The 23,809-nt window shown below is 67.7% G+C and carries 18 protein-coding genes and 1 pseudogene; 2 read left to right on the top strand and 17 right to left on the bottom strand.

Annotated elements, in window-relative coordinates:
- Nucleotides 1-7: 7 nt before the first annotated feature.
- The 16 genes from IPF36_RS21420 to IPF36_RS21345 all read right to left on the bottom strand — a co-directional run bounded on the left by IPF36_RS21420 (nucleotide 8) and on the right by IPF36_RS21345 (nucleotide 20,270).
- On the bottom strand, nucleotides 8-1,180 hold the full coding sequence (locus tag IPF36_RS21420; RefSeq protein ID WP_133096042.1) for a cytochrome D1 domain-containing protein: 1,173 nt from the start codon (nucleotides 1,178-1,180) through the stop codon (nucleotides 8-10).
- The gene (locus IPF36_RS21415) at nucleotides 1,177-1,563 is read right to left on the bottom strand and encodes a cytochrome c (protein WP_195430047.1); all 387 of its coding nucleotides are present in this window, start codon (nucleotides 1,561-1,563) and stop codon (nucleotides 1,177-1,179) included. Before IPF36_RS21415 ends, IPF36_RS21420 begins: the two co-directional genes overlap by 4 nt.
- Complete coding sequence (locus IPF36_RS21410; protein WP_133095922.1) at nucleotides 1,545-1,898, bottom strand: c-type cytochrome; 354 nt, start codon at nucleotides 1,896-1,898, stop codon at nucleotides 1,545-1,547. The genes IPF36_RS21415 and IPF36_RS21410 overlap by 19 nt, the downstream gene beginning before the upstream one ends.
- A 67-nt stretch (nucleotides 1,899-1,965) precedes the next feature.
- Nucleotides 1,966-3,651 carry a nitrite reductase gene (locus IPF36_RS21405; protein WP_133095921.1) on the bottom strand — a complete coding sequence of 562 codons (1,686 nt, stop codon included), beginning with the start codon at nucleotides 3,649-3,651 and terminating at the stop codon, nucleotides 1,966-1,968.
- Between the two features lie 274 nt (nucleotides 3,652-3,925).
- A complete protein-coding gene (locus IPF36_RS21400; RefSeq protein ID WP_133095920.1) occupies nucleotides 3,926-4,351 on the bottom strand; it encodes a universal stress protein in 426 nt (141 codons plus the stop codon).
- A gap of 10 nt (nucleotides 4,352-4,361) precedes the next feature.
- Nucleotides 4,362-5,378: a TerC family protein gene (locus IPF36_RS21395; RefSeq protein WP_133095919.1), complete on the bottom strand. Its 1,017-nt coding sequence runs from the start codon at nucleotides 5,376-5,378 to the stop codon at nucleotides 4,362-4,364.
- A gap of 99 nt (nucleotides 5,379-5,477) precedes the next feature.
- Complete coding sequence (locus tag IPF36_RS21390; RefSeq protein WP_135703198.1) at nucleotides 5,478-8,363, bottom strand: AMP-binding protein; 2,886 nt, start codon at nucleotides 8,361-8,363, stop codon at nucleotides 5,478-5,480.
- A gap of 220 nt (nucleotides 8,364-8,583) precedes the next feature.
- The gene (gene mobB, locus IPF36_RS21385; RefSeq protein ID WP_135703197.1) at nucleotides 8,584-9,141 is read right to left on the bottom strand and encodes a molybdopterin-guanine dinucleotide biosynthesis protein B; all 558 of its coding nucleotides are present in this window, start codon (nucleotides 9,139-9,141) and stop codon (nucleotides 8,584-8,586) included.
- Nucleotides 9,138-9,845 (bottom strand): carbonic anhydrase, encoded by a 708-nt coding sequence (locus IPF36_RS21380; protein ID WP_133095916.1) that lies wholly within the window; start codon nucleotides 9,843-9,845, stop codon nucleotides 9,138-9,140. The genes mobB and IPF36_RS21380 overlap by 4 nt, the downstream gene beginning before the upstream one ends.
- Before the next feature lie 29 nt (nucleotides 9,846-9,874).
- Nucleotides 9,875-10,627 (bottom strand): peptidylprolyl isomerase, encoded by a 753-nt coding sequence (locus tag IPF36_RS21375; RefSeq protein WP_135703196.1) that lies wholly within the window; start codon nucleotides 10,625-10,627, stop codon nucleotides 9,875-9,877.
- Between the two features lie 17 nt (nucleotides 10,628-10,644).
- The gene (narI, locus tag IPF36_RS21370) at nucleotides 10,645-11,328 is read right to left on the bottom strand and encodes a respiratory nitrate reductase subunit gamma (RefSeq protein ID WP_135703195.1); all 684 of its coding nucleotides are present in this window, start codon (nucleotides 11,326-11,328) and stop codon (nucleotides 10,645-10,647) included.
- A 45-nt stretch (nucleotides 11,329-11,373) separates the two neighbouring features.
- The gene (gene narJ, locus IPF36_RS21365; RefSeq protein WP_195430044.1) at nucleotides 11,374-12,039 is read right to left on the bottom strand and encodes a nitrate reductase molybdenum cofactor assembly chaperone; all 666 of its coding nucleotides are present in this window, start codon (nucleotides 12,037-12,039) and stop codon (nucleotides 11,374-11,376) included.
- 27 nt (nucleotides 12,040-12,066) lie between these two features.
- Nucleotides 12,067-13,617, bottom strand: coding sequence for a nitrate reductase subunit beta (gene narH / locus IPF36_RS21360; protein WP_195430041.1), 1,551 nt, complete (start codon nucleotides 13,615-13,617; stop codon nucleotides 12,067-12,069).
- Nucleotides 13,614-17,363, bottom strand: a complete 3,750-nt coding sequence (locus IPF36_RS21355) for a nitrate reductase subunit alpha (protein ID WP_195430039.1) — start codon at nucleotides 17,361-17,363, stop codon at nucleotides 13,614-13,616. The genes narH and IPF36_RS21355 overlap by 4 nt, the downstream gene beginning before the upstream one ends.
- 187 nt (nucleotides 17,364-17,550) lie before the next feature.
- Entirely contained in the window at nucleotides 17,551-18,936 is a 1,386-nt protein-coding gene (locus IPF36_RS21350; protein WP_135703191.1) for a NarK family nitrate/nitrite MFS transporter, read from the bottom strand.
- Nucleotides 18,937-18,989: 53 nt separating this feature from the next.
- Nucleotides 18,990-20,270, bottom strand: coding sequence for a nitrate/nitrite transporter (locus tag IPF36_RS21345; RefSeq protein ID WP_195430036.1), 1,281 nt, complete (start codon nucleotides 20,268-20,270; stop codon nucleotides 18,990-18,992).
- A gap of 280 nt (nucleotides 20,271-20,550) precedes the next feature.
- Here IPF36_RS21345 and IPF36_RS21340 point away from each other — a divergent pair, with 280 nt between their 5' ends.
- Both IPF36_RS21340 and IPF36_RS21335 read left to right on the top strand, forming a co-directional pair.
- Nucleotides 20,551-21,774, top strand: coding sequence for an NnrS family protein (locus IPF36_RS21340; RefSeq protein ID WP_195430405.1), 1,224 nt, complete (start codon nucleotides 20,551-20,553; stop codon nucleotides 21,772-21,774).
- Between the two features lie 71 nt (nucleotides 21,775-21,845).
- Nucleotides 21,846-22,282, top strand: a pseudogene (locus IPF36_RS21335) (substrate binding domain-containing protein); the annotation flags it as partial.
- A 34-nt stretch (nucleotides 22,283-22,316) separates the two neighbouring features.
- On the opposite strand, the gene IPF36_RS21330 reads toward IPF36_RS21335, so the two are convergent.
- The gene (locus tag IPF36_RS21330; RefSeq protein ID WP_135703188.1) at nucleotides 22,317-23,324 is read right to left on the bottom strand and encodes an AraC family transcriptional regulator; all 1,008 of its coding nucleotides are present in this window, start codon (nucleotides 23,322-23,324) and stop codon (nucleotides 22,317-22,319) included.
- Nucleotides 23,325-23,809: the final 485 nt, after the last annotated feature.

Genomic DNA, 23,809 nt, shown 5'->3' with positions numbered 1-23,809 from the left:
GCGCCGCCTACATGCCGAAGCGCTGTGCCCGCGCGGTGAAGAAGATGCCGCTGGGGTTGTCGGCCGGCAGCGTGGCGATGCGTGCCAGGCTGGCGGTGTCATAGACCTCGACGCGGTTGTCGTCGCGGCAGGACAGCCACAGCGCCTCTCCCTTGGGCGTGAATTCCATGTGCAGGACTCCGCCGCAGGGCCGCAGGGTGCGAATCACCTCGCGCGTGGCGGTGTCGATGACCTGCACCGTGTCGTTGTGCGGGAAGGCGAAGTTGACCCACACCTGCCGGCCGTCCGGGCGTGCCATCACAAACACCGGCTGGCCGGCCAGCGCTACGCGCGCGGTCTGCTGCCAGCCGCGCGCCGGATCCGCTACCAGCACTTCGTGGCGGCCGATGGCCGGCAGCCATGCCTGGCCCTGCGCCATCGCCCAGCCGCGCAGGTGCGGCATCTTGTAGACCGGCAGCGGCTGGCTGCCGCGCCCGTAGCCCGACAGGACGCGGCGTGCCTGCGGTGGCGTTTGCCACAGGTCGACCAGCGCCAGCCCGTCCTCGCCGAACAGGCCGGCCAGGTACCAGCGTCCATCGGGCGTGACCAGGCCGTCGTACGGCTCGCGCCCGGCCGGCAGGCGCGTCACCTGCGGATGGCGCGGATCGGCGGCATCGATGATCCAGATCTCGCCGGACTCGAACAGGCTGGCGGCGAAGCGCCGGCCCGGCAGGTCGGCCAGGCCCACCACCTTGGCGCGACGCCCGTCCTGGCCGATGGCCGGCAGGTCGGCCAGCGGTTCGAGGGTCTGGGCATCGAACAGCCGGACCCCGCCCGGCGCGTAGTTCTGCGCGGCCACTACGCGGCCATCCTGCGAGATCGCGCCGCCGATGCTGTTGCCGGCTTGCAGGACGCGGTGCGTGATGCGCGCGTCCAGCAGGTCCACGCGCGTGAGCCCGCCGTCGCGGCCGAACACGTAGGCGTAGCGCGCATCGCGCGAGAACACCACGCTGGCGTGCGACAGGTCGCCCAGCCCGTCGACCGTGGCCAGCCGCGTCATGCCGGTGGTTTCCACGATCTGCAGCCGGCCGGCGGCACGTTCCACCACCACGCCGAGATCGCCGGTGCCGCGCACCGCGCTGGCACAGCCGGCCAACAGTGCCGCGGCGCAGGCTAAGGCAGCGGCCAGGCCGCGCATCATCGTGCCGGCGCCGTGGTGACGGGCACGACGGTCGGCTGAGTGCCGGCCCGGAGTCGTTCGATCAGCCATTGGGCTTCATCCTGCGTCATGAAGGGTTGCCAGGGCGGCATGGCGGTGCCGGGCCTCCCGTACAGCACGGTGGCGACGAGGCTCTCGGGCGGCTTGCCCGCCAGCGCCTCGCGCGTCAGCGGCGGACCCAGGCCGCCGCGCAGCGTCATGCCGTGGCAGGCGCCGCAGTCGTCGCGCAGCCAGTGCGCCAGTTGCGCCTGCCGGGTGGGCGTGGGCTGCGCTGACGCCGCTGCCGGCGCGGTCAGCAACACCGCGGCCAGAACCGTCACCGTGGCGCCACGCCACCCCCGGGGTATCAGAGCGACAGGATCCATTTGGCCAGCGTATTGGCCTCGGCCTCGCTGACCGCGTTGGCCGGCATCGGCATCGCGCCCCACTGGCCGTTGCTGCCCTTCAGGATCGACTGGACCATATGCGGCTGCCCGTCTTTCTTGCCTGCGTACTTGGCCTTGACGTCCTTGAAGGCCGGTCCGATCAGCTTCTTGTCGACGCCGTGGCAGGACAGGCAAGCTTTGCTGGAAGCAAGCTGCTGGCTGGCATGGGCCACGCCGGGTACGGCGGCGCCGAATGACAGGACACAGGCGGCGGCTGCGAGCAGCGCGGGCAGGCGCGCAGGAAGGTGCGCAGTCAGGTGAACGGGGTGCTTCATCTTGATTTCTCCGTTGGGGGAATGGAACCGGGCACCGCACCGAGAGAGCGGTGCGGTGCCGCGGGTATTAGTAGACGTCGTGTTGTGTGTTGTAGGCGTTGAACTTGCCGGTTGGCGTGACCAGGCGCTTGTCCTTGATCACCGTCTTGAGCGTGCGGGTCTTGTCATCGACCACCACCAGCGCGGACTCGCCGTCCTTGGTGCCCCAGACCGAGAACCAGACCTCGTCGCCGGCCTTGTTGTACTCGGCCTGCACCACGCGCTTGGCGCCCGCACCCTTCAGGCCGGCCCAATCGGCGATCGGCAGCACCTTGAAGCCGTCTTCCAGGTTGCGCGTATCGAACACCGCCACGGACTGGTTCAGCTTGGCATCGGGATTCAGCGGCGTATCGACCCAGAGGTTCGAGGACTTGGGATGCGTCTTGATGAACAGCGAGCCGCCGCCCTGGCCCTTGAGCGTCTGCACGACCTTCCAGGCCTGTGCCGGATGGCCGGCGGGATCGGTGCCGATCAGGCTGATGGTCTCGTCGCCCAGGTGGCTGGTGGCCCAGACCGGGCCGAACTTCGGATGCGAGAAATTGGCGCCGCGTCCCGGGTGCGGGGTCTTGCCCACCTCGATCAGTGCGGCGAGCTTGTCTTCCTTGGTGTCGACCACGGCGATCTTGTCGGATGCGTTGGCCGCGACCAGGAAGTAGCGCCCGGTGGAGTCGAAGCCACCGTCATGCAGGAACTTGGCCGAATCGATGGTGGTGGTCTTCAGGTTGGACAGGTCCGAGTAGTTGACCATCAGGATCTTGCCGGTCTCCTTGGCATTGATCACGAACTCGGGGTGGTAATGGCTGGCGACGATCGAGGCAACGCGCGGCTCGGGGTGGTATTCGTTGTCGACGGTCATGCCGCGCGTGGACACCACCTTCAGCGGCTTGAGCGTATCGCCTTCCATGATCACGTACTGCGGCGGCCAGTAGGAGCCCGCCACCGCGTACTTGTCTTCATAGCCCTTGTACTTGGAGGTCTCGACCGAACGCGCCTCCATGCCGATCTTGACCTCGGCGACGATGTCGGGCTTGGGCAGCCACAGGTCGATCAGGTCCAGCCGCGCATCGCGCCCGATCACGTACAGGTAGCGGCCCGACGCTGACATGCGCGAGATGTGCACCGCATAGCCGGTCTTGACGATGTTGATGATCTGCTTGCTGTCGCCGTCGATCAGCGCGACTTCGCCGGCGTCGCGCAGCGTGACCGAGAAGAGGTTGTCCAGGTTGTACTGGTTCATCTTCTTCGTCGGCCGTTGCGCGACGGGCAGGATGTCCTTGCGGCTCTTCTCGATGTCGGCCAGTGAAAACTCCGGCGGCGTCGGCGGATCGAGCTGGATGTAGCGGGCCATCAGGTCGACTTCCTGGTCGGAGAGATCGCCGGAAGTGCCCCAGTTCGGCATGCCGGCCGGGCTGCCGTACTTGATGAAGGTCTTCAGGTATTCGGAGCCGCGCGCGCGGGTGATGTCGGGCGTCAGCGGCTTGCCGGTCGCGCCCTTGCGCAGCACGCCGTGGCAGCCGGCGCAGCGCTCGAAGTAGATCTGCCTGGCATGATCGAACTCGGCGGCGGTGAGGGTGGGGATAGCCGCCTTCCTGTCAGCCTTTGCTTCAGCCTTCGGTGCGGCCTTGGCGGTGTTGGTGGCTGCCTGGGGAAGACCCAGCCAGAGCGAGAGCGGCAGTGCCGCGAATGCGGGGTAAAGCCATTTTCTTGCTTTCATGGTGCCGTGGTTCAGCGGGTTGTGGAAAGCTGTTGTCGCGGTGCTTGTGGGGCGCGAACTGGCACCAGGCGCTTGCAGTGATGATGCGGACACACTGCGAGAAGGGGATTGACTGGCATCAAACCGGGCAGGATGTCATGCAGCGGTTTTTTGCCTGTGGAGAAGACGCGGTTGCGTGCGCGCCAGGCGCGCGCTCCCAGCGGCGGCGCCATCGCGTGGAAGCGCTCGCCGCCCTTATGGCTATGGGGCCGTGCCTAGTGGGAACGACGCGCTGCTAATCCTTGATCAGCAGCACAGGACAGTGCGCATGGGCAAGGACCCGCCTTGCCACCGACCCCACGATGGCATCCAGGAATCCGCCCCGGCCATGCGAGCCCATCACGATCAGGCTCGCACCGATCTGGCTCGCATACTCCACGATGCGGGTCGGCGCGAAGCCAGTGAAGCCATGGCGCTCGAACGGGATCCCGGCTTCGCCGAGGATGGTGGCCACCGAGCCCATCGCCTTCTCGTTCTGTTCGCGATGCCAGTCGTCGAGCGTGCGGCGATCGATGAAAGATTTGATGTCGCCGGGCACATCCGGCTCGCAATGCACCACGTGCACGACGAAGTCGCGGGTCAGCAACGGGCTTTGCGCCAGGTAGCGCGCAGCCGCGTCGCTATAGGACGACCCGTCGGTCGCCAGCAGGATCTTGTTCATGGCTTGCTCCTCATGTGCGCCGGTTACCGGCCTCGCGTTCGCGCGGTGCGCCGCCGCGGCCCGGCTCATCGCCCGCCGCGGCGGCTCGCCTGGTCCTGGCCTGGCTGAGCAGGACGGAGACGAACAGTGTCATCGCGACCGCGCCCAGGGACCAGTGCACCGGTACGTGGAACCACGGCTCGACCAGCATCTTGGCGCCGATGAAGGCGAGCACGACGGCAAGGCCGTACTTCAGGTACTGGAAATGCGCCGCCAGGTTGGCGAGCAGGAAATACAGCGCGCGCAGCCCCATGATCGCGAAGATGTTCGACGTGAAGACGATGAAGGGATCGGTGGTCACGGCGAAGATCGCCGGGATGCTGTCGACGGCGAACACCAGGTCGGTGGCCTCCACCATCAGCACCACCACGAACATCGGGGTGGCATAGCGCAGGCCGTCGATGCGCACGAAGAAGCGTTCGCCGTGATACTGCGGGGTGATCCGCATATGCGCGCACAGGAAGCGCACGATGGGATTGCGCGAGAGGTCGGGCGCATGCCTGGACATGAACAGCATCTTGATGCCGGTGATGATGAGGAACACGCCGAACACGTAGAGAATCCAGGCGAACTGGCTGATCAGCCATACGCCCACCAGGATCATCGCGGCGCGCATCAGGATCGCGCCGAGCACGCCAAGCAGCAGCACCCGGCGCTGCAGTTCCGGCGGCACCGCGAAGTAGCTGAAGATCATCGCGAACACGAACATGTTGTCGACCGACAGCGACAGCTCGATCAGGTAGCCGGTGTAGAACTCCAGCACCTTGCGATTGGCGGCGTCGTGGCCGGCGTCCTCGGCCACCACCCACCAGAGCCCGAGGCCGAACAGCGCGGCCAGGGTCATCCAGGTCAGGGTCCAGCCCAGCGCTTCGCGCGAGGAGACGCGGTGCGCATGCCGGCCGCCAAGGACAAAGATGTCCACGAGCAGCGTGCCCAGCACCAGGACAAAAAATCCGGCCCACATCGGGGCGGTGGCAAAGGTCTCCATTGCCTTATGGTGAAACGGCGGGTGAAACGGCGGGTGAGACGGCCGGTGAGACGGTCGATGTGACGGTCGGCGGCTCGCGCCCGGTCCGGCCAGCAGGGATCATGGCAGCTGCCGCGCGAGGTGGGGCCGCGCAGGCTGCGCCTTGATACGCAGTGCATCGGGTTCGCCGCAGTAGTGGAGGATCTCGGCGCGGGCCGCGTTGCGCAGCCGCATTGCCGCCGGCCAGTCCTGCCCGTCGGGCGGCAGGGGCCGGCCGATGACGACACTGATCGGGCCCCGGCGCGGCAGCCACTGGCCGTCGCGCAGCACCGAGCGGGTGCCCCGCAGCGCAATCGGAACCACCGGGGCGCCGGCACGGGCGGCGGCGACAAAGGCGCCCGAGCGAAAACGTTGCAGCCCCGGCTCGCGGCCGAAGGTGCCTTCCGGGAACAGCAGGGCAGAGCGCCCGGCGCGCACGGTTGTGACCAGTCGCTCGATCGCCTCAGATTCGCGCACGTTGTCGAAACGGTCGATGAAGTCGGCCCCGATGCTGGACAGGTAGGCGCCCGGGATGCGTTGTCCTTGCAGCTCGCGCTTGGCCACCACGCACACGGGCATGGGCAGTGCGGCGATCAGCACCATGCCGTCCAGGTAGCTGGCATGGTTCGATACCAGCACGCAGGCGCGATTGCGCGGCAGGTGCTCCAGCCCCTGCACGAACCATGGCACCCCGGCCAGCCGCAGCAGCAGCCGGGCGGCGTGGTGGCTGAGCGTCCAGCCCATGGCAGGCCGGTGCATCGCCACCGAAGCCAGGCACGTCACTGGCGCCATCGCGGCGAACAGCAGCCACGCGTACAGCGAATAGGACAGCCCGGCGGCGGCATGCCGGCCGCGCCGCAACTGCGGCAGCAGCGCCTGCCAGCCGAAGCGCGCGATCTGCAGCCATGGCGCGGCGTCGCCCGGGCCGGTGCCGCCATGCTCGAATCGCTCCCGGCAAGCGGCGCGGCGGATCTTGCCGCTCGACGTCTTCAGGATGGTGTGCGGTGGCACCAGCACGACATGGTCCGGCGGCATGCCGAGCACATCGAGCGCGGTCTTCAGCGCCTGCCGTTGCAGCGCGCTGCGCGCTGCTTCGTCCGTTGCCGCAGATTCCGCCATCACCACGATGTGCTCGGTGCCGCTGGCCGGATCGGGGCTGCCGAACACCGCGACGCAGCCCTTGCGGATGCCGGGGATGGCCCCGATGGCCTGCTCCACTTCGTAGGGATAGAGATTGCGGCCGCCGCGGACGATGGTTTCCTTGGCGCGTCCGGTGATGAAGAGCTCGCCGTCGGCGATATAGGCGTAGTCGCCGGTGTTGAGCCAGCCGCGATCGAAGAGCTGGCGCGTCTGCGCGGGGTTGCGGAAATAGCCGCTGGTGGCCGAAGGCCCGCGGAACTGCAGCAGGCCCTCACGCCGCTCGGGCAGTTCGCAGCCGCTGGCGTCGACGATGCGGATATCGTGGCCGGGCAGCGGCCGCCCGCACGACGGGATCTCCATGGCGTCCCGTTCGCCTGCCACGTCTGGCCCGTCCGCTCCGGCAGGAACGGCCCGCGACGTGCGTGCGAATGCGGCGCGGTCGATGAGGTCGGCCGTCAGATCGCGTCCCGGCGGCGGGAAGGTCAGGCCCACCGATGCTTCGGCCAGCCCGTAGACCGGCGCTGCCGCTTGCGCGCGCAGTCCATGCCGGGCGAAGCGCGCCGTGAACTTGCGCATGGTCTGCAGGCTCACCGGCTCGGCACCGTTGAAGGCGAAACGCCAGCTCGACAGGTCCAGGCCCGACAGGTCCGCCTGGGCCAGCCTGTGCAGGCACAGTTCATACGCAAAGTTGGGCCCGCCAGACAGCGTGCCCCGGTACTTGTGGATCGCCCACAGCCAGCGCTCGGGCCGTGCCAGGAACGTGAGCGGCGACATCACCACCAGCGGGAAGGCGAAGTACAGGCTGCCCATCCAGGCGCCGATGAGGCCCATGTCGTGATACAGCGGCAGCCAGCTGACAAAGACGTCGCGCGAGTCGACCGACAGCGCCAAGCCCATGGCGCGCAGGTTGGCCAGCAGGTTGGTGTGCGTCAGCACCACGCCCTTGGGCGAACCGGTGCTGCCGGAGGTGTATTGCAGCAGCGCGATATCGTGCGCGCGCAGCATCGCATGGACCGGCGCCGCGTCGGTGTCCTCAACTTCTTGTGGCGTCAGCACGCTTTGCAGCGTGCCGGTGCTGGCCTTGAGCAGGGTGGCGAGCGGCCGCGCTTCGGCCACCGTGATCAGGATCGGCGCCTGCGCGTTGGCCAGGATGCCGGCGTGGCGCTGCAGGTGATCACCGATCTGCGCCAGCCGCGCCGGCGGGTAGAGCGGCACCGGGATCCCGCCTGCCATCAGGATGCCGGTAAAGCAGTAGAAGTACTCCGCGCTGGTTGGCAGCATCAGTGCCACGGTCGTACCGGCGCGCACGCCGCGCGCGGCCAGGCCGGCTGCGACTGCACAGGCGCGCCGGTGCAGTTGCGCAAAAGTGATCGGCGTATCCTCGCCCTCGCCGCTGTGCAGGATGATGTGGGTACGGTCCGGGTGGCGGTGCAGGTGCCAGCGCAGCACGTCCGTCATGGTGGCGGCGCCTTCCGGCGCTTGTGCCGCGGCATCTGCCGGTGCCGGGCTGGCCAGCCGTGCGGGTGCATCTTCAGCGCCGGGCGGCAGGTCCCTGGCGGCGAGCACGGCGCGCAGCAGCGCGCGCGGGGTGTCGGCCTGGGCCAGCACCTGTTCCGGCAGGCTGACGCCGAAGCGCTGTTCGATGCGGGTCAGGAGTTCGGCGCGCGTCAGGCTGTCGAAGCCCAGTTCGGCTTCGAGCGCGCTGTCCAACGAGGGGGCGGCGGCTGCACCGGCTTCGGCCTGCGGCCGCATGGCGGTAGACATCTCCCCCACGATGCCGAGCAGGGCATCCTCATAGTTCTGCCGCGGGGGTGAGTCCTCGTTCATTCGCTTGATGCCTGCGTCCGGGCAAACGGCGACTGCCGCCTGCCGCGGACGGGCAGTCGGCAGCACCGGCGGCGCCAGTACTGACACCCTTAAGATAGGCGGCGTGCGGAAATTGTCGAGGCGGGTGGCGGCGCGGGCACTGGCGCGGGCATTCCGGCGACGCACAGACGCAGCATCCCGCACATGCCGCCGGGGCTGTCGGGTCCGCCGGAGGCCGCCGTCAGGCGGCGACCATGTCCACCGCTGTGGGGAAAGCGCCGGAGTCGAGCGGATCCAGATGGTTCCGGCCGCGCATGGCGAGGATGAACCGGCCGACCTGCCCGCTATCGTCCAGCGGCAGGCACGGCAGCAATGTGTCGAGCCGCGCATCGGTCGCCACAGCGACGATCGACGGATCGCAGGGATAGTAGGGCGCACGCCCATGCGCCGGGCGATACACCTCGATGCGCGGAATATCCTCCCGGCGGAAGCCTTCGACCAGCGTGATGTCCGCCGGCCGCAGCCGCGCCACCTGTTCGGCAAGCGTCGGCTCGGCTTCATTGGCCAGCTCTCGCACGATGGCGTAGCGATAGGGCGAGGCCACCATCACTTCCGTGGCACCGGCCGTGCGAAAGCGCGCGCTGTCCTTGCCGGGGGGCTCGAGCTCCAGCGGATGGTGGCTGTGCTTGATCACGTTGACGGTCAGGCCTTGCGCGCGAAACCACGGCAGCAATGCGGTAATCAGCGTGGTCTTGCCGCTGCCCGAGGTGCCGGTGATGCCAAAGATAAAGGGATTCATGTCGTGACGGATTCGGTTTGTGCGGCGGTAATGGGCAAAGGGCATACCAGCGGCAGGAAGGCATCGGCGCGTTGCGAGTAGGCCAGCAGGGCGCCGGCCTGCAAGTCGAAGTACCAGCCGTGCAGCGTCAGCCTTCCGGCTTCCAGCGCGCGACGCACGAACGGGAAGGTCTGCAGGTTGCGCAGCGAGACCAGGATCGCCGCCTGTTCGCAGGCGCGCTGGCGCTGCGCCGGGCTGGCGTCGGCGAGCGTTTGCTCCACCTGCCGGCGCGCCGGTGCGGCGATGCGCACCCAGGCGCCGAGGTAGTCGGCTTCGTCGCCTTCTTCGGGCGGATGGTCGCCGGCGTCGGCCGGCTGCGCCAGCAGCGCGCGGATGCCGCCGCAGCCGCCATGGCCCATCACGATGATGCGGTCGACCTGCAGCTGCTCGACGGCAAACTGGATCGCGGCGGACACGCCGTGCAGGCTGCCTTCATGACGCCCGGTGCAGGGCGGCACCAGGTTGCCGATATTGCGCACGGTGAAGAGATCGCCGGGGTCGCAACCCAGCAGCAGGGCCGGGTCCACGCGCGAGTCGCAGCAGCCGATCAGCAGCGTGGGCGGCTGCTGCCCGGTGCGCAGCGCGTCGAACAGGCTCGGCGCATCGTCGAAATAGCGTTGCTGGAACCGCTCGAAGCCCTTCAGTAGATGTTCGATCTGATGCATGGCGGTTTCCGTTGGTCAGGATGGCGGCGCTACTGCACCAGCGGGCTGTCGGCGCCTTCCAGTTCGATGCCTTCGATGCGGGCGCGGCCGATCAGCAGGCTGGCGTACTGCTTCCAGGCGCGGTCGCGCGCCGCCGTGGCCAGCGCACAGGCGATGTCGCCGCGCACGGCATCGAAGGGCAGTCGGGTGCCGGGGCAGCGCTCCAGGATGCGCACGATATGCAGCCCGAAGCGGGTCTCGACCAGTTGCGGCAAGACGCCGTCATGCTGCGCGGCAAAGAGCGCGCGCTCGAACTCCGGCGCGGCTTCGCCGCGGAACACGCGGCCCAGGCGGCCGCCGTTGTTGCCGCTCGGGCAGTTCGACAGCGCGCGGGCATGCTGCGCGAAGCTCGACGGATCGCCGCGCACCAGCGCCAGCGTCTGCGCCGCGATCTCGCGCAGCGCATCCAGCGGCACGCGCGGCGTCACCTGGAACAGGATGTGGTCGGCCTCGACCCATTCGCCGTCGCGGAAGCGCTCCGGACGGCTGTCGTAGTGGCGGCGGCAGCTGGCTTCGTCAGGCTCGGGGATGCCGGCCTCGCGCTCCAGCAGCGCCATGGCGAGCGCGTCGTCGTCCTGGCCGGGCACGCTCAGGCCGATGCGTCCGGCCTCTTCGCGCACCAGCAGGCGCAGGATGGCCGCGATCGTCGCCATCTTCGCGGGATTGGCCGCGTCATGATGGTGGTCCAGCTCGCGTTCGATATCGGCGTCGCGAAGTTCCACGCCGTTGACGGTGACAGGCATGTCGGTTCTCCGTTGGTTCAGCGTCCGCGTACCAGCTGCCAGGCGCGGCCGACGTAGCCGACCGAGGCAAAGCCGCTCCACACATGCACCAGCCGCGTGAACGGGAAGATCGCGAACAGCGTGATGCCCATGAACAGGTGCGCCTTGAACAGCAGCGGCGCGTCGGCGATATAGCCGGCGGCGTCGCCGCGCAGCGTGACGAGGTGCTGGGCCCAGGTCATCAGCTGCACCATCATGTGGCCGTCCATGTGGCCGGCCGATTCGAAGATGGTGGACAGGCCCAGCAGCAGCGTCACCAGCAGCCACAGCAGCAGCACCTTGTCCCCGGTGCGGGTCACGGCGGACACGCGCGCGTTGGTCAGGCGGCGGTGCAGCAGGATCAGCAGCCCGGCCAGGCACATGGTGCCCATCACGCCGCCGGCCGCCATGGCCACGCCTTGCTTGAAACCGTGCGAGACGCCCAGCGCGTCCCATACCGCCACCGGCGTCAGCAGGCCCACCAGGTGGCCGAAGAACAGGCCCAGGATGCCGACGTGGAACAGGATGTTGCCCATGCGCAGGTTGCCGCGGTAGAGCACCTGCGAGCTGTCGGTCTTCCAGGTGTACTGCTCGCGCTCGAAGCGGGCCAGGCTGCCGAACAGGAAGATGGCGGCAGCGATGTAGGGGTAGATGCCGTAGAGGAATTGGTGAAGCGTTGCCATGGTATTAGCCCAATGTCTGTGTTCGGGTTGCCTTGCCAGGTGTGGTCAGCAATGCGCGGGAACCGGCGCCGTGCCACGCGGATAGAATTTCACCGCCTGCGGCCCAGTCTGTGGCGCCAGCAGCGGCTCCACGCCATCGGCGCCCGGACCGAAGGTCTCCAGCGCCTCGTCCATGTCCCGCACCGGCGGCTCCTGCTGCGGTTGCGGCTGCACGTCGGTCAGCGTGCGCAGCACAGCGAACACGCCGGCATACGGGCTCTGGTTGCGCGCGAGCCGGTCGCCGATCGCGGCCAGCACGTGGATCGCCTCGCCCAGCAGGTGCTCGGCGCGTGCCTCCTTGCCGTCGGCGCTCAGCGCCCCGAGGAACTCCAGGAACAGCGGCACGTAGTCCGGCAACTCCGACGCGGCCGGCTCGAAGCCGTCGCGCCGGTATTCGTCGATCAGGTCGACCATGGCCTGGCCGCGGTCGCGGCTTTCGCCGTGCACATGCTCGAGCAGGTGCAGCGAGTGCGACGGGTTGCGGTCGAAGGTGGCGACATAGTTCTCCTGCAGCGTGATCAGCGCTTCGCCGCGCAGCATGTCGGTCACCGGCGCCAGCAGGTGGCGGGCCTGCGGCCATTCGGCCAGGGCGGTGTCGATCTCGGGCAGCGCGTCGATCAGTTCCTGCTCGGGATAGCCGAGCAGCGCGCTGAGGATGGGATAGAGGGGCATGTTGTTCTCCGGTTCGTTCGCGGGCGCTCAGCTCATCACGGCCTTCTTGCGCGACCTGGGCATATCGACGAAATGCACGCTGCCCTGCGGCTTCTTGCCGAACAGCGCGCCATCCGAGGTGCCGCCCGAGCAGCCGTTGCCGAAGGTGAAGCCGCAGCTGGCCTTGTCGTTGAAGCTGTCCTCGACCATTTCCTTGTGCGAGGACGGGATCACGAAGCGGTCCTCGTAGTTGGCGATCGCCATGGTCTTGTACATATCCTCGACCTGCGCTGGTGTCAGCCCCACTTGCCTGAGCACGTCCAGGTCCTGCACGCCGTCCACCACCTGCGAGCGCTTGTAGGCGCGCATTGCCAGCATGCGGTCCAGCGCCGACAGCACCGGCATCACGTCGCCCGCGGTCAGCAGGTTGGCCAGGTACTTGACCGGGATGCGCAGGCTCTTGACGTCGGGGATGATGCCGTTCATGCCCATGTGGCCCGCTTCGGCCGCCGACTGGATCGGCGACAGCGGCGGGATGTACCAGACCATCGGCAGCGTGCGGTACTCGGGGTGCAGCGGGAAGGCGACCTTCCATTCGCACGCCATCTTGTACACCGGCGACTTGCGCGCGGCATCGAGCCAGCTTTGCGGGATGCCCTGGCGCAGCGCCTCGGCCTGCACCGCCGGGTCGTGCGGATCGAGGAACACGTCGAGCTGCGACTGGTACAGGTCGCGTTCATCGGCCACCGACGCGGCGTGCTCGATGCGGTCGGCGTCGTACAGCATCACGCCGAGGTAGCGGATGCGGCCGACGCAGGTCTCGGAGCAGACCGTAGGCTGGCCAGCCTCGATGCGCGGATAGCAGAACAGGCATTTCTCGGCCTTGCCGCTCTGCCAGTTGAAGTAGATCTTCTTGTACGGGCAGCCCGAGATGCACATGCGCCAACCGCGGCACTTGTCCTGGTCGACCAGTACGATGCCATCATCCTCGCGCTTGTAGATCGAGCCCGACGGGCAAGAGGCCACGCAGGCCGGGTTCAGGCAGTGCTCGCACAGGCGCGGCAGGTACATCATGAAGGTGTTCTCGAAGGTCGAGTACATCTCCTTCTGCACGTCGTCGAAGAGCTTGTCGCGGCCGCGCGAGCTGAACTCGCCGCCGAGGTCGTCTTCCCAGTTCGGGCCCCACTCGATCTTTTCCATCTTGCGGCCGGTCAGCACCGAGACCGGGCGCGCGGTGGGCGGGGTCTGCGACAGCGGCGCCTTCTGCAGGTGCTCGTAGTCGTAGGTGAACGGCTCGTAGTACTCGTCGATCTGCGGCAGGTTGGGGTTGGCGAACAGGTTCGCCAGGATCTTCAGCTTGCCGCCCTGGCGCGGCTCCAGCGTGCCGTCGGGGTTGCGCTTCCAGCCGCCCTGCCACTTGTCCTGGTTCTCCCATTCCTTGGGATAGCCGATGCCGGGCTTGGTCTCGACGTTGTTGAACCACGCGTACTCGACGCCGTCGCGGCTGGTCCAGACGTTCTTGCAGGTTACGGAGCAGGTATGGCAGCCGATGCACTTGTCGAGGTTCAGCACCATGGCCACCTGGGCGCGGATCTTCATTGCGTTGCTCCTTCCTTCTCTGTCTTTTCCACGAGCGGCCCTTCGAGCCAGTCGACCTTCTTCATCTTGCGCAGGATTACGAACTCATCGCGGTTGCTGCCCACGGTGCCGTAGTAGTTGAAGCCGTAGGCCAGCTGCGCGTAGCCGCCGATCATGTGCGTGGGCTTGGTCACGGCGCGCGTGACCGAGTTATGGATGCCGCCGCGCATGCCGCTGGTCTCGGCGCCAGGCACGTTCACGATCTTCTCCTGGGCGTGGTACATCAGGCACATGCCCTTGGGCACGCGCTGCGACACCACGACGCGCGCGGTCAGCGTGCCGTTGACGTTGAACACCTCGACCCAGTCGTTGTCGCGGATGCCGTTGGCCTTGGCCTCGACTTCCGAGATCCACACGTGCGGGCCGCCGCGCGACAGCGTCAGCATGCGCAGGTTGTCCGAATACGTGGAGTGGATCCCCCACTTCTGGTGCGGCGTGATCCAGTTCAGCACCAGCTCCGGGTTGCCGTTGGGCTTCTTGCCCAGCATCGGCGCCACGGTCTTGGTGTCGATGGCCGGCTTGTACACGCAGGCGCCCTCGCCGAAGTCCAGCATCCATCGGTGGTCCTGGTAGAACTGCTGGCGGCCGGTGAGTGTGCGCCAGGGGATCAGTTCGTGCACGTTGGTGTAGCCGGCGTTGTAGCTGACCTCTTCCGATTCCAGCCCCGACCACGTCGGCGCGGAAATGATCTTGCGCGGCTGCGCCTGCACGTCGCGGAAGCGGATCTTGTCGTGCTCGCGCCCTTCGGCCAGGTGGGTGTGATCGCGGCCGGTGATCTTCGAAAGCGCTTCCCACGCCTTGACGGCGACGTGGCCGTTGGTTTCGGGCGCGAAGGTCAGGATCATCTCGGCGGCGTCGATCGCCGTTTCGAGCTTCGGGCGGCCCTGGCTCACGCCAGGTTCCGTCACCGTATGGCTCAGCTCGCCGATTTCCTTCACCTCATGCCGGGTGTTCCAGTTGATGCCCTTCCCGCCATTGCCGAGCTTGTCGAGCAGCGGGCCGATCGAGGTGAATTTCTTGTAGATGTCCGCGTAGTTGCGCTCGACCACCGTCATCGACGGCGCGGTCTTGCCCGGGATCAGGTCGCACTCGCCGGCCTTCCAGTCCTTCGGCTCGAACGGCTGCCCCAGTTCGCCCGGGGTGTCGTGCAGCAGCGGCGTGCACACCAGGTCCTTGCGGGTGCCCAGGTACGGGCCGGCGATCTCGCTGAACTTCTTCGCGATGGCCTTGTAGATTTCCCAGTCGGTCTTGCTTTCCCACAGCGGCTGCACGGCCTCGGACAGCGGGTGGATGAAGGGGTGCATGTCGGACGTGTTGAGGTCGTCCTTCTCGTACCAGGTTGCCGTCGGCAGCACGATGTCACCGTACAGGCAGGTGGTGCTCATGCGGAAGTCCAGCACGGTCAGCAGGTCGAGCTTGCCTTCGGCGGCCGGGCGCACGTTGACTTCGCTCGGCGTGATCGCATCGTTTTCATCCCCGAACACGGCGTTCTGCGTGCCGAGCAGGTACTTCAGGAAGTACTCATGCCCCTTGCCCGAGCTGCCCAGGATGTTGGAGCGCCACACGAACATATTGCGCGGGAAGTTGGCGGGATTGTCGGGATCGTCGCAGGCGAACTGCAGCGCGCCAGACTTCAGCTGCTCGACGGTGTAGGCCACCGGATCCTTGCCGGCTTGCTCGGCCGCGTCGACCACGTCGAGCGGATTGCTGCCGAGCTGCGGCGCCGACGGCAGCCAGCCCATGCGCTCGGACCTGGCGTTCAGGTCCAGCAGCGACAGGCCGTCATAGCGCTTGCGATCGGCGGTCGGCGACAGGATCTCGTCGACGGCCAGCTTCTCGTGGCGCCACTGGCTGGTGTGGTTGTAGAAGAACGAGGTGCCGTTCATCTGGCGCGGCGGGCGCGACCAGTCCAGGCCGAACGCCAGCGGAGCCCAGCCGAACTGCGGGCGCAGCTTCTCCTGTCCGACATAGTGGGCCCAGCCGCCGCCGCTCTTGCCGATGCAGCCGCACATCATCAGCAGGTTGACGATGCCGCGGTAGATCATGTCGTTGTGGTACCAGTGGTTCAGCGCGGCACCGACGATCACCATGCTCTTGCCCTGCGTGCGGTCGGCGTTGTCGGCGAACTCGCGCGCCACCTGGACCACCAGGCGGGCCGGCACGGAGGTGTGCTTTTCCTGCCAGGCCGGGGTGTAGGGCACGTCGTCCTCATATGAGGATGCCACGTTGGGGCCGCCCAGGCCCTGGTCGACACCGTAGTTGGCCATCTGCAGGTCGTACACGGTCGCCACCAGCGCGGTGCTGCCGTCGGCCAGCGTGATGCGGCGCGCCGGCACGCGGCGGCGCAGCAGTTCGTCGTGTTCGCCGCCGAAGTAGGGGAAGCCGACTTCCACTACCTCATCGTGCTGGCTGAGCAGCGACAGGCGCGGCTCGACCGGGCGGCCGCTGCCGCCGTCCTTCATTTCCAGGTTCCAGCGGCCCACCTTCTCGCCGCCGTTGTGGGCGGCCTCGCCCCAGCGGAAGCCGATCGAGCCGTTGGGCGCGACGATCTCGCCGGTGGTGTCGTCGATCTGCAGCGTCTTCCACTCGGGATGATTGGCTTCGCCGAGGTTGTCGGCCAGGTGCGAGGCGCGCAGGAAGTGGTCGGGCACCAGCGTGCCTGCGTTGTCCTGGTTTTCGCGCAGCAGCACCAGCATCGGCATGTCGGTGTACTGCCTGATGTAGTCGCGGAAGTAGGCGGACTTGCCGTTGGCGTGGAACTCCTTCAGCACCACGTGGCCCATGGCCATCGCCAGCGCGGCATCGGTGCCCTGCTTCGGCGCCAGCCAGATATCGCCGAACTTGACCATCTCGCCGAAGTCGGACGAGACGGCGACGGTCTTGGTGCCCTTGTAGCGGACCTCGGTATAGAAGTGCGCATCGGGCGTGCGCGTCTGCGGCACGTTGGAGCCCCACACCATCAGGTAGGTCGAGTTGTACCAGTCCGCCGATTCGGGCACGTCGGTCTGCTCGCCCCAGATCTGCGGGCTGGCCGGCGGCAGGTCGCAGTACCAGTCGTAGAACGACAGGCAGGCGCCGCCGAGCAGGCTCAGGTAGCGCGCGCCGGCGGCGTACGAGACCATCGACATGGCCGGGATCGGCGAGAAGCCGATCACGCGGTCGGGGCCGAACTTCTTCACGGTGAAGGCGTTGGCCGCAGCGATCATCTCGGTGGCGGTGTTCCAGTCGGCGCGCACGAAGCCGCCCTGGCCGCGCACGCTCTTGTAGCGCGCCGCCTTCTTCGGATCCTGGCTGATCGATTCCCAGGCGGCGACCGGGTCCATGGTCTTGCGGGCCTCGCGCCACATCTCCATCAGGCGGCCGCGGATCATCGGGTACTTGACGCGCTGCGCGGAGTAGACGTACCAGCTGTACGACGCGCCGCGCGGACAGCCGCGGGGCTCGTGGTTGGGCAGGTCCGGGCGCGTGCGCGGGTAGTCGGTCTGCTGCGTTTCCCAGGTGATCAGGCCGTTCTTGACGTAGACCTTCCAGGAGCAGGAGCCGGTGCAGTTCACGCCGTGGGTGGAGCGCACGATCCTGTCGTGCTGCCAGCGGCTGCGGTAGCCGTCTTCCCACTTGCGGTCTTCGTTCACCACCGCGCCGTGGCCGTCCGCATAGGTGGACTTGACGCGCGACATGAACTTCAGTCGATCCAGGAAATGACTCATTTGCTTGTTCTCCGCGAGGCTTTTCTGCGGGGCTCCGGGGCTTGCCGGAGCGTTTGCAGGGACACCTTGAGCTTATGGGGGAGCGGCGCGGCAGCCAATTCGCTGGTGGAACAGCCGCCGCATGGCGATCGGGGGAGGTGCCGGCCGCGGGACTAGTTCCGAAGAACTAGTCCGGCCGGCAAGGCGGTCAGCAGGGCATGGGCGCGTTGCGGCGCGCGTAGTACCACCAGGTCACCAGCACGCAGCTGACATAGAAGGCGATGAAGCAGTACAGCGCGGTGTCGGGGGCACCGGTCAGTTCCAGCGAGGTGCCGAAGCTCTTTGGGATGAAGAAGCCGCCGTACGCACCGATCGCGCCGGAAAAGCCCAGCACCGCCGCGGATTCCTTGCCGGCGTCCTGCAGCGCCTGGCGCTGCGCGGCGTCGCCCTTGCCCTTCGCGGCGCGCTGGCGCTCGGTCAGGAAGATCACCGGGATCATGCGGAAGGTCGAACCATTGCCGATGCCGGTCAGCGCGAACAGCGCGATGAAGGCCGCGAGGAAGTACGTGAAGTTGCCGCCGGCGCCGTCATGCGGCAGCGCCGCCAGCACGGCGAACACCGCCACGATCATGCCGATGAAGGTCCACAGCGTGACGCGCGCACCGCCGAGCTTGTCGGAGATCCAGCCGCCCACGGGACGCGTCAGCGCGCCGACCAGGGGCCCGAGGAAGGCATAGGCGGTGGGGTTCACGCCCGGGAACTGCGACTTGGTCAAGAGCGCCAGCCCGGCCGAGAAGCCGATGAACGAGCCGAAGGTGCCCACGTACAGCCAGCACATCAGCCAGTTGTGCTTGCGCTTGAAGATCACGGCCTGCTCGGCGAACGACGCCTTGGCATCGGCGATGTCATGCATGCCGAACCACGCGGCCAGCGCCGACACCACGATGAACGGCACCCAGATAAAGCCCGCATTCTGCAGCCACAGGTCCTGCGTGGCGCCGTTGGCCTGGAATTGCTGCGGCTCGCCGCCGAGCGCACCGAACACCGCCAGCGACACCACCAGTGGCGTGACGAACTGCACCACCGACACGCCCAGGTTGCCGATGCCGGCATTCAGCCCGGTAGCCAGGCCTTTCTTCGCCTTGGGGAAGAAGAAGCTGATATTGGCCATCGACGAGCTGAAGTTGGCACCGCCCAGCCCGCACAGAAGCGCCAGTACCAGCAGCGTGGGATAGCCGGTGGACGGGTCGCGCAGCGCGAAGCCCATGCCCAGCGCCGGGACCAGCAGCAGCGCGGTGGAGATCGCGGTGAAGCGGCGCCCGCCGAACACCGGCACCAGGAAGGAATAGAAGATGCGCAGCGTGGCGCCCGACAGCGCCGGCAGCGCGGTCAGCCAGAACAGCTGGTTCTTGGTGAACTGGAAGCCGGCGCGGTCGAGGTTGACCGCGACCACGCTCCACAGCATCCAGACCACGAACGCCAGCATCAGCGCGGGGATCGAGATCCACAGGTTGCGATAGGCGATGCGCTCGCCCTCGCTTTGCCAGAACGCCACGTTCTCGGGCTCCCAGCGGGTGAGTACGGATGAGGTCATGATTGGTATGCCTTGGTTGAGAGAGCGCGGAGGCGCGCTTGTGAGGTGAGCAATCAGGCCGCCTGTGTCAGGCCGACAGCCTGTGCCTTGCGCTGGCGTTCAGCGCGGTGGCTGTAGTGCATCCACACCAGGCTCACGCACACCGTGCCGTACATCAGCATGAAGCAGCTGCTGCGGATGCCGGTCAGGTCGGCCAGCATGCCGAACAGGATCGGCAGGATGAAGCCGCCCAGGCCGCCGGCCAGGCCGACCACGCCGGAGACCGCGCCGATGTTGTGCGTGAAATCGTTGGAGATGAACTTGAATACCGAGGCCTTGCCGATGGCGAAGGCGATGCCGACCACGAACAGCAGGAAGGTGAATACCGTGGGCGTCAGCGCGATGCGGAAGCCCTGCGGGCCGCCGGTGGTCTGGATGATGAAGTCGGTCTGCGGATAGCTGAGCAGGAAGAAGCCGACCCAGCTCACCCACATCACCCACCAGGTGGTGCGGTGTGCGCCGTAGCGGTCGGAGATCCAGCCGCCGATGGCGCGCAGCACGCCGCCGGGCAGCGAGAAGCAGGCGGCCAGGAAGGCGGCGGTCTTGATGTCGAAGCCGTATTCGCCGATGTAGTACTTGGTCATCCACAGCGACAGGCCGACATAGCCGCCGAACACCACCGAGTAGTACTGCGAATAGCGCCACACGCGCGGGTCGCGCATCACCGCCAGCTGCTCGCGCCAGCCCACGCTGGACTTGACCATGTGCGCCGGGTTGCTGCGCGAGAGCACCCAGAACAGCAGCGCGGTGACGAGCATCGCCACCGAATAGACGCGCGGCACGATGGTCCAGGTGCCGGCCGCCAGGATCATCGCCGGCGCGACGAACTTGGTCAGTGCCGCGCCCGAGTTGCCGGCGCCGAAGATGCCCATCGCCAGGCCCTGGCGCGAGCGCGGGAACCAGCGCGCCACATAGGGCGTGCCGACCGAGAACGACCCGCCAGCCAGGCCGACGAACAGGCCCAGCACCAGCAGTTGCCACAGGCTGTGCGCGTAGGAGATCAGCCAGATCGGGACCACCGTGGCCAGCATCAGCACGAAGAAGACGATGCGGCCGCCGAAGCGGTCGGTCCAGATGCCCAGCGGCACGCGGATCAGCGAGCCGCTCAGCACCGGCGTGGCGGCCAGCAGGCCGAATTCAGTGTCGTTGAGACCGAGTTCCTGCTTGAGCGGGATGCCCAGGACGGCGAACAGCATCCAGACGGCAAAGCAGATGGTGAAGGCGAAAGTACTGGACGCCAGCGTGAGTGCCGCGCCGGCTGGAACGGGTTCCGGCGCGCGTGTTTGGGTGGCCATGGCCATGCTCCTGTGTCAACTTTGGCGGGGGTGATGCCAGAGTAGGGGCGGCCACTGGTGCTGCCTATTCGCCGGCAGCACAGCACGCCACATGGAGCGATCTGTCGTTGGAGGTAGTTCCACCGGCGGAGGTTGGTGGCGCGGCGCTGGTGCTATCGTGATCGCAGCACGCATGGCACCCGTTTGCGTGCTTGCGGCAATCCTGCGCCAGATCAAGAATCTGACGCCTGCCGCCCCGGCACTGCCGGATTCACCAGATATACCGACCCTTCCGCCCGCCATGGAAACCATCCCGATCCTTCCTTCCCGGCCTTCGCCTTCCGGCAAAAAACCGGGCGGGCCGCCGCCGCGTGGCTTCGCCTTGTTCGCGCTGGGGTTCCGGCCGTTCTACCTGGGCGGCGCGGCCTTTGCCGCGCTGGCGATCGCGGCATGGTCGGCAATGCTCGCGGGCATGCAGTCGGTCGGGCCGGCGCCGGTGCTGCCAGGGATGTTCTGGCACGCGCACGAGATGGTGTTCGGCTTTGCCGCGGCGATCGTGGTGGGTTTCCTGTTCACCGCGGGACGCGCCTGGACCAGTCAGCCCACGCCGACCGGTGCCGCGCTGGCCGTGCTGTTCCTGTTGTGGCTGGCGGGACGCGTTGGCATGTGGATCGCGCCGGGCACCGTTGCCTTCGCCATCGAAGGCGCATTCCTGCCGCTGGCGGCGCTGGCCTTCACGCGCACGCTGGCCAGGGCCGGCAACCGGCGCAACTACCCGCTCGCACTGGCGCTGTGGCTGCTCGCCGTGGCCAATATCGCTGCATTGTGGCTGCAGGCCGGCGGGCACGACGTCGCGGCGCTGCATGCCTGTCGCGCCGGCGTGGCGCTGGTGACGCTGTTCGTGGTGGTGATCGGCGGCCGCGTGATCCCGATGTTTACCACCAACGCGATTCCCGGTTTCCGCCTGCGGCAGTACCAGCAGGCCGATCGGATGGTGATCCCGGCAACGGTGCTGGGGCTGGCCTCGGGACTGCTGCCCTTGCCGGCATGGCTGGCCGCGGCGCTGTCGCTGCTCGCTGCCGGCGTGCTGGCGGTGCGCGTGGCGGGATGGCGCGGCTATGCGGTGGGCAACCGGCCACTGCTGTGGGTGCTGCATCTCGCCTATGCGTGGCTGCCGCTAGCGTTGCTGCTGCAGGCACTGGGCGCGCTGGGGCTGGTGATGGCCGGGCTGGCGACCCATGCGTTCACGGTGGGCGTGCTCGGCGTGGCCATCATCGCCATGATCACGCGCACCGCTCTGGGCCATACCGGGCGCATGCTGGTGGCCGGCCGCACCGAAACGGTGGCGTACTGGCTGATTGCCATGGCCGCGGTATTGCGCGTGTTCGGTCCGATGGCATGGCCGGCCGGCTATCTGCACTGGATCTGGGGCGCGGGGGCGTGCTGGGTGGCGGGGTTTGGTCTATATGCACTGACCTATGCGCCGCGGCTTGCGCGCCCACGGGTGGACGGCAAGCCGGGTTGAGTGATGCGAATACTCTGGTTCCCGAGTATTGCCTGACAGGCTGCTGCGGTTCCGTGGAAGAATGCCTGTAGCGGCATCCCGGGCTATCGGTCAGCGTGAACCTGACCGACAACGTGCTCGACCTCGTCAGCGCCGGCTTCGACCTGGCCATCCGCATCGGCGCGCTCGACGATTCCTCGCTGGTGGCACGCCGCCTTGCCAGCAACCGGCGCGTGCTGTGCGCCGCGCCGGATTACCTGCCCGGCGCGGCACGCCGCGCACGCCGCATGACCTGGCCCGGCACGATTGCCTGGTGCTGGTGGGCAGCCAGGGCCGGCAGGACGTCTGGAGACTGGGCGACGGCCAGGGCGGGGAAATCGCGGTGCGGGTGCGTGGGCGCATCGAGGCCAATACCGGCGAGCTGCTGGCGGACGCAGCGCTGGCCGGCTTCGGCATCGCGCTGCATTCGACCTCCCTCGCGCAGGAGTACGGCGAGAATCCGCCGTGGGAAGCGCCGGCCGGCGCATGAAGCCGGCCGGGGAGGGGGAATCGGGCCGCTTGCCCTAACCCTGCGGGTGCGCCGCCGAGCGCCGGTAGTCGCCCGGTGTCATGCCGGTCCAGCGGCGGAAGGCGCGGAAGAACGAATTGGCATCGTCAAAGCCGAGCCGGAAAGCGATTTCTCCCAGCGACATATTGCCCTCGGTCAGGTATCGGCCGGCCAGTTCGCGACGCACATCTTCGCACAGCGCGCGGAAGCCCGTGCCTGCCGCCATCAGCCGGCGCTGCAGCGTGCGTTCGCTGATGTCGAGGTGGCGCGCCACCGCGGCCAGGCTCAGCGCGCGCTCGCCGGCCAGCTGGTGCAGGGCGGCTCGCACGTCGTCGAGCGATGCCGCCGCGCGCTGCGCGTCGCGCATGGCGGCGGGCGCAGCCGGACGGCTGTGGGCGCGCGCGACCAGGCGCAGCGACAGGTCGCGCCGGCCGAACACGATCGCGTCTTCCGGTTCGCCAAAGCGCACCGGGCAATCGAAGGCTTCGGTATAGCGCAGGTGCCAGTCGGGCTGGCCGATGCGCAGCGAAACCCGCAGCGGATGCAGCGGCTTGCGCGTGAACTGGCGCCCGAAGGCCAGCAGCGAGCACAACTCCATGTCGATGCGGGGGCGGGTGTCAGGCGCCTCCGGCTCGCTCGGGCGGATACAGACCCAGGCCTCTTCGCCCTGCCGGCGCAGTTCGATGCGGTCGCCCATCATCAGCTTCTGGTAGCGCGCGATACGCCGCAGCGCCGTGCCCAACGACGGGCCCGCCATGGCCGGCATGCCTGCCAGGCCGAGCAGGTCGGGCTGCATCCGGCTGCCCAGCCACAGGCCGATGGCGGGATCGCCGGTGGCCTGGTAGACCGCGCACAGCAGGTGGCTCGCCTGCTGGGGCCCGGCCTCGGGCGTGTACGGGGCGGAAGACTCGGGATCGGATTCAGGAGCAGGCACGAGCGCCGACACATCGTAACCGCCTTCACGCAGCGCGTGCAGCAGGTCGCGAGGAAACGGCCTGGCCTGGATTGGCTCTTGTAGTGGCATTGTTATTGGCTGGCAAATTGGCGCAAGGCACCTGTGCTAGCCCCCGGTAAGACTGAGATTACGCGGTGGTGGCGGCGCCTTCAAGGGCACGCGGGGGGAGGATGTGTGGTCAAGGCAGCGCAACCGGCGGGCTGGGCAAGGGGGCGCAACACCGGGGGAGGCTTCGACGCGCTGACGAGGGTCGATGCGCGATCGATGCAGCGCGTTGCCTAAAATTTGTGCGGTCCGGTGCGTTGCCGCACAGACCAAGGCTTCCGGGGAGGGTGAAGGCAGGATATCCACAGATTCTGTGGATATCACGCCGGGGTTTTCAACATGGGTTTGTGCGGCTGCCGCAATCTGCCGGAAACCGGTATGCTGCACGGTTTTGGGAGCAGGGCAACACTGCGCAAGCCGCGACGGTGTCACCGCCGGATGCCGTGCATGCCGGTATCGCGCATGGTTCGTGGCCTATCTCCACCGATGTTGCCGCTTTCCCGCTGCCA

Source organism: Cupriavidus sp. IK-TO18 (assembly GCF_015549295.1).
Lineage (GTDB): Bacteria > Pseudomonadota > Gammaproteobacteria > Burkholderiales > Burkholderiaceae > Cupriavidus > Cupriavidus oxalaticus_A.
Note: the sequence above shows the minus strand (reverse complement) of the source record. Positions and strands in the feature narration are given on the sequence as shown.